At 73.0% G+C, this 5215-nt stretch carries 4 protein-coding genes; 3 read left to right on the top strand and 1 reads right to left on the bottom strand.

All coding sequences use genetic code 11. The annotated features are described in order from the left end of the window. Both ACJA3G_RS29425 and ACJA3G_RS29420 read left to right on the top strand, forming a co-directional pair. Window positions 1–954, top strand: a 954-nt coding sequence (locus ACJA3G_RS29425; protein ID WP_406556077.1) for an acyl-protein synthase, incomplete at its 5' end; no start/stop codon positions are given. After that, complete coding sequence (locus tag ACJA3G_RS29420; protein WP_406556076.1) at window positions 951–3491, top strand: acyl-CoA reductase; 2541 nt, start codon at window positions 951–953, stop codon at window positions 3489–3491. The genes ACJA3G_RS29425 and ACJA3G_RS29420, both read left to right, overlap by 4 nt. A 109-nt stretch (window positions 3492–3600) precedes the next feature. Here ACJA3G_RS29420 and ACJA3G_RS29415 read toward each other — a convergent pair whose 3' ends face one another. Beyond that, window positions 3601–3948 carry a VOC family protein gene (locus tag ACJA3G_RS29415; RefSeq protein WP_406556075.1) on the bottom strand — a complete coding sequence of 116 codons (348 nt, stop codon included), beginning with the start codon at window positions 3946–3948 and terminating at the stop codon, window positions 3601–3603. A gap of 150 nt (window positions 3949–4098) precedes the next feature. Between ACJA3G_RS29415 and ACJA3G_RS29410 the strand changes: the two genes are divergently transcribed. Continuing rightward, complete coding sequence (locus ACJA3G_RS29410) at window positions 4099–5052, top strand: pentapeptide repeat-containing protein (protein ID WP_406556074.1); 954 nt, start codon at window positions 4099–4101, stop codon at window positions 5050–5052. Window positions 5053–5215: the final 163 nt, after the last annotated feature.

The following is a 5215-nucleotide window of genomic DNA, read 5'->3' as shown; positions in this document are numbered from 1 at the left end:
CCCGCACACCCGTACCGGGCCCCGCTGGTGCACGCCACCTTCTTCAAGCGCCACGAAGTGCTGTCCATCCCGCGCGAGGACGTCGACCTGCATCTGACCTCCTCCGGCACCACCGGCCAGAAGTCGCAGATGTTCTTCGACCGCTGGACCATCCGCTCGGCCCAGCGCATGGTCGCCCGCATCTTCGAGCGCAACGGCTGGATCACCCCGGAAACGGAGGTCAACTACCTCCTGTACAGCTACGAGCCGGCCCCCGCCCTCAACCTCGGCACGGCCTTCACCGACAACTACCTCTGCGACTTCGCCCCGGCCCGCACGGTCGAGTACGCACTGCGCAACACCGGCGACGGGCACGAGTTCGACCCCTTCGGCTGCGTGGCCGCGCTGCGCCGCTTCGAGCAGGACGACGCCCCGGTGCGCATCCTGGGCTTCCCCGCCTTCCTCTACTTCACCCTGGAGCGGATGCGCGCGATGGGCCTGCCGCCGCTGCGGCTGCCCGAGGGCTCCCTCGTCGTCCTCGGCGGCGGCTGGAAGGGCCACGCCGACCGGCGCATCGGCAAGGACGAGCTGTACGCCCGCGTCACCGAGCAGCTCGGCATCCCCGGCGACCGCATCCGCGACACCTTCGGCTCCGTCGAGCACTGCATCCCGTACATCGAGTGCGACCACCACCGGCTGCACGCCCCCGTCTGGTCGCGCGTCGCCATCCTCTCCAACGCCACCCTGGAGCCGCTGCCGTACGGCGAGACCGGCTATCTCCACCTCGTCTCCCCGTACATCACCTCCGTACCGGCGCAGAGCGTCGTCATGGGCGACCTGGCCTCGCTGCACCCCGGCTCGGAGTGCGGGTGCGACCTGGACACCGACTGGTTCACCGTCCACGGACGCGCCGGAGTGAGCCGCAACAAGAGCTGCGCGGTGGCCGCCGCCGAACTGATGAAGGGCATGTCGTGACCGCGCGGACAGAGACGGAGACGGAGACGGAGACCGAGACCATGGACCCGACGGCCGGACACCACTACTGGCAGGGTGCGTTCATCGGCGACGAGGAGGCCGGGCGGCGCCTGGCCACCCTGTCCGCCGTCGTCGAGGAGGCCCTGGCGAGCCCGCTGGAGACCGAGACGGTGCTGGCCGCCTGCGACGCCCTCGCCACCGCCCTGCGCGACCCGGCGCACCCGGTGCGCGACCGGCTCGCGCCGCATCTCGCGGAGGGCGAGGAGTCCCTCCTCGACGAACTCGCCACCTACCTCGGCCGCACCGAGCTCACCCGCAAGCTGCGCCGCGAACTCGGCGGCACCGCCCCGGGACGGCTGAACCGGCCCGACGCCCGCGAGACGGTGTACGAGGCCTGGGCGCCGGTCGGCCTGGTCGCCCACATCGCGCCGGGCAACGCGGCCACCGTCGCCCCGCTCAGCATCGTCGAGGGACTGCTTGCCGGAAACGTCAACATCCTCAAGACCAGCGGCGGCGACACCCTGCTCACCCAGCACCTGCTGGCCGAGCTCGCCGCGCTCGACACCACCGGCGCCCTCGCCGCCCGCGTCATCGTGCTGCGCTTCTCCTCCTCCCGGCAGGACTGGCTGGCACTGATGTGCGCGCCCGCCGACGCCGTCGCCGTCTGGGGCGGCGAGAGCGCCGTCGAAGGGGTCGCCGCCCATGTGCCGCCCGGCTGCCGGCTGGTGGAGTGGGGCCACCGCATCTCCTTCGCCTACCTCACCCGGGACGCCTGGGACGAGCGGGCCGCGCTGGAGGCGCTGGCGGACGACGTCTGCCTGCACGAGCAGCAGGCCTGCTCCAGCCCCCAGGTGGTCTACCTCGACACCGAGGACGAGCGGGACGTCTTCGCCTTCGCCGAGCGCCTCGCGGACGTACTGGCCGCCCGGCCCGCGGCCGTGGAGAAGCCCGGCATCGCCGAGCAGGCCGAGCTGACCACCACCGAGCTCGTCGCCCGACTGGAAGAACACCTCGGTCTGACGCGGGTGTTCGCCGCACCCGACGGCTCCTGGCGGGTCATGGCCGACACCCGGCCGGCCCTCACCGCCTCGCCGCTGCACCGCAGCGTCTGGGTCAAGCCGCTGCCGCGAAGGAAGCTGATCGGCACCCTGCGCCCGATGCGCCGCTACCTCCAGACCGTCGGCATCGCGGCGAGCCCCACCGACACCGCCGAACTCGCCCGCGCCGCCTTCGCCGCGGGCGTCACCCGTGTCACCCCGCTCGGCGCCATGCTCGCGGGCTACTCGGGAGAGCCCCACGACGGGGTGTACGCCCTCCAGCGCTACAGCCGGCGCGTCGCGGTCCAGGCGGACGCCCGGTTCGCCACCACCGCGTGCCTGGACGACCTGGCCCGGCCGGTCCTCCTGCCGTCCCCGAGCGGCCCGCTGACCGGCAAGGAGGAGGTCCAGGAGCTCAACCGGCAGGTTTCCAGGGCCGACGCCGAGCTGTACTTCCGCAGCGGCGGCAGCACCGGCGCCCCCGCGCTCTCGCTGTTCAGCTACGACGACTACGACACCCAGATGCACGCCGCCGCCCGCGGTCTGCTCGCCGCGGGCTACGACCCGATGGCGGACCGCACCGCCAACCTCTTCTACTGCGGCGGTATGTACGGCAGCTTCATCAGCTTCTTCTCCATCCTGGAGCGCCTGGGCGGCGTCCAACTGCCGCTCGCGGCCGGCCCGGACCACCGCGCCACCGCGCAGGCGCTGATCGACCACCGGGCGGACACGCTCTTCGGTATGCCCTCCTACCTGTGGCAACTGCTCCACGAGGAGGCGGACGCGCTGCGCGCCTACGGCGGCATCCGCAAGGTGTTCTACGGCGGCGAGCACTTCACCGACGCCCAGCAGCGCACCCTGCGCGACTCCTTCGGCATCGAGGTCGTACGGTCCATCACCTACGGGAGCACCGACCTCGGCCCGCTCGGCTACCAGTGCGCCCGGAGCACCGGCGGCGTCCACCACCTGCACGCCGATCTGCACACCATGGAGATACTCGACCTCGAAGCCGACCGCCCGGTGGCCCCGGGGGAGACCGGCCGCCTGGTCTTCACCACCCACGCCCGGCGCGGCCAGCACCTCGGGCGGTATGTGATCGGCGACCTCGGCCGCGCGGTCGAGGGCCGCTGCCCGTGCGGCAGCCACGCGCCCCGCTTCGAACTGCGCGGCAGGACCGGGGACGTGATGCGGGTGGCCACGCACTTCCTCAACCACCGCCGCTTCGCGGTCATCGCGCAGGAGCGGGCCGGCTACAGCGGCGAACTCCAGACCGTCCTCACCCGGCAGGACACCCACGAACGGCTCACCGTCCGGGTGGAACGCGCGGGCGCCGCCGACCCGGAGCGGCTGCGCGAGGCCTTCCTCGCCGACTATCCCGAGCTGCGCTCGGCCGTCACCGAGCGACTGCTCGACCTGAAGGTCGAGGCGGTCGACGGCGCGAAGCTGGACCGCAGCCCCACCAGCGGCAAACTGCGCGCCGTGGTGGACCTGCGGGGCTAGGGCGTGTTGCGAAAGTCCCGCGGGCGGACGGCGCCACTTTCGCAACACGCCCTAGCTGCCACCCCCGTGCCGGCCCGGGCGCACCCGCCCCGGGCGGCACGGGGTTCCGTCAGCGGTGCGCCAGCACGTTGACCACCCGGCCGTCGGGGTCGCGTACGAAGAACCGGCGCACGCCCCACTCCTCGTCCTGGAGCGGATGCACGATCTCCGCGCCGCTCGCCCGCACCGCCGCGTACGCCGCGTCCACGTCGTCCACCTCGACGCTCAGATCGGGCACCACCGGCGCGGTCCTGTCCTCGGACATCAGGCTGACCTGCGCCGTGGGGGCGGACGGGGAGGCGAGGGTCATGATCCAGCCGTGGTTCATCACCTCCTCGAACCCCAGCAAACCGTAGAACTCCCGGCTCCGGGCCGGGGCCTGCGCACGGATGTTGGGCACTACGCGGCGAACGGCCATGGCGGCCTCCAGATGGGCACGGATCAGGACTCGGTCGTTCCCAGAACTACCAGAAGCGGTGCCCGCGACCGGTCGGGACCGCTGGGGGAGACCCAACACGGCGTGCCCCGCAAGGCATACGGCGACTCCGGCGGGGACATGCTCCCGCGTATGAGACGGAGCCGGAGGCGCGCGCTGGTCCTCGCGCTGCTGGCCGTCGGCTTCGTCGGCTACGCCCTGCTGCTGTGGCAGGGCCCCTGGTGGCTCGACGGCGGCCGGCTGCGCCACCGGGACCTCCAGCCCGCCGACGGTGTGGTGATCACGGGGTTCCGCACCGCGCTGGTCGCGCTCGGCGCCGGCGCGGTCGCCGGGGCGGGCCTCTACTACACCGACCGTACGCTCGGCCACACCCGCGAACGCGACCGCGAGCAGGCCGAGATCGCCCGCGACGGCCAGGTCACCGGCCGCTATGTGGAGGCCATCAAACTCCTCGCCTCGGAGCGCACGGTCGAGCGGCTCGGCGGTATCTACGCGCTGGAGCGGATCATGCGGGACTCCGCCAAGGACCACCTCACGGTGGTCGAGGTCCTGGCCGCGTTCGTCCGTGACCAGGTGACGGTGTCGTCCGAGGGGGTGCCCCCCGCCGAGGCGCCGCCGGAGGAGTCCGTGCAGGCGGCCCTGACGGTCCTGGGCAGACGTCCGCCGCGGGAGGAGCCGTTCCGTATCGACCTGCGGCGTACGGACCTGCGCGGAGCGGACCTCCGGGACGCGAGGCTGGACCGCGTCCGGCTCGGGGGCGCCCATTTGGAGAAGGCCGACCTGATCGGCGCCCGGCTGGAGGACGCCTGGCTGAGGGACACCTTCCTCGCGGGCGCGTGGCTCGACCGGGCCCATCTGGAGGGCGCTGTCCTGAGAGGCACCGACCTGCGCGGCGCGAGTCTCCGGCAGGCTGATTTCACGGGCACGAGGCTGGTGGACGCGGACCTGTCGGGGGTGGTCGGTCTGACGGCGGAGCAACTGGGCGTGGCGGTCGTCGACACCGGGACGACGCTGCCCGAGGCGTGGGCGAGCACTCCGCGCGCGGTGCGGCGCGGTGCGGGCGGACCGCCGACGGCGGTCAGCTGAAGGGGCGTTGGTCCGCCGGGATCTGGACGGTGATCGTGGCACGCTTCTCCGCCGGTGTCGCCCCCTGGCGGGCGGCCCACGGCTCGTCGGAGCGCATCCACGCGGGCAGCCCCGCCGGGAGGTCGGCCGAGGGGATGGTGGCGAGGTCCGCCGGGGTCAGGGT

Source organism: Streptomyces sp. YS-3 (genome assembly GCF_045257485.1).
Classification (GTDB): domain Bacteria; phylum Actinomycetota; class Actinomycetes; order Streptomycetales; family Streptomycetaceae; genus Streptomyces.
Note: the sequence above shows the minus strand (reverse complement) of the source record. Positions and strands in the feature narration are given on the sequence as shown.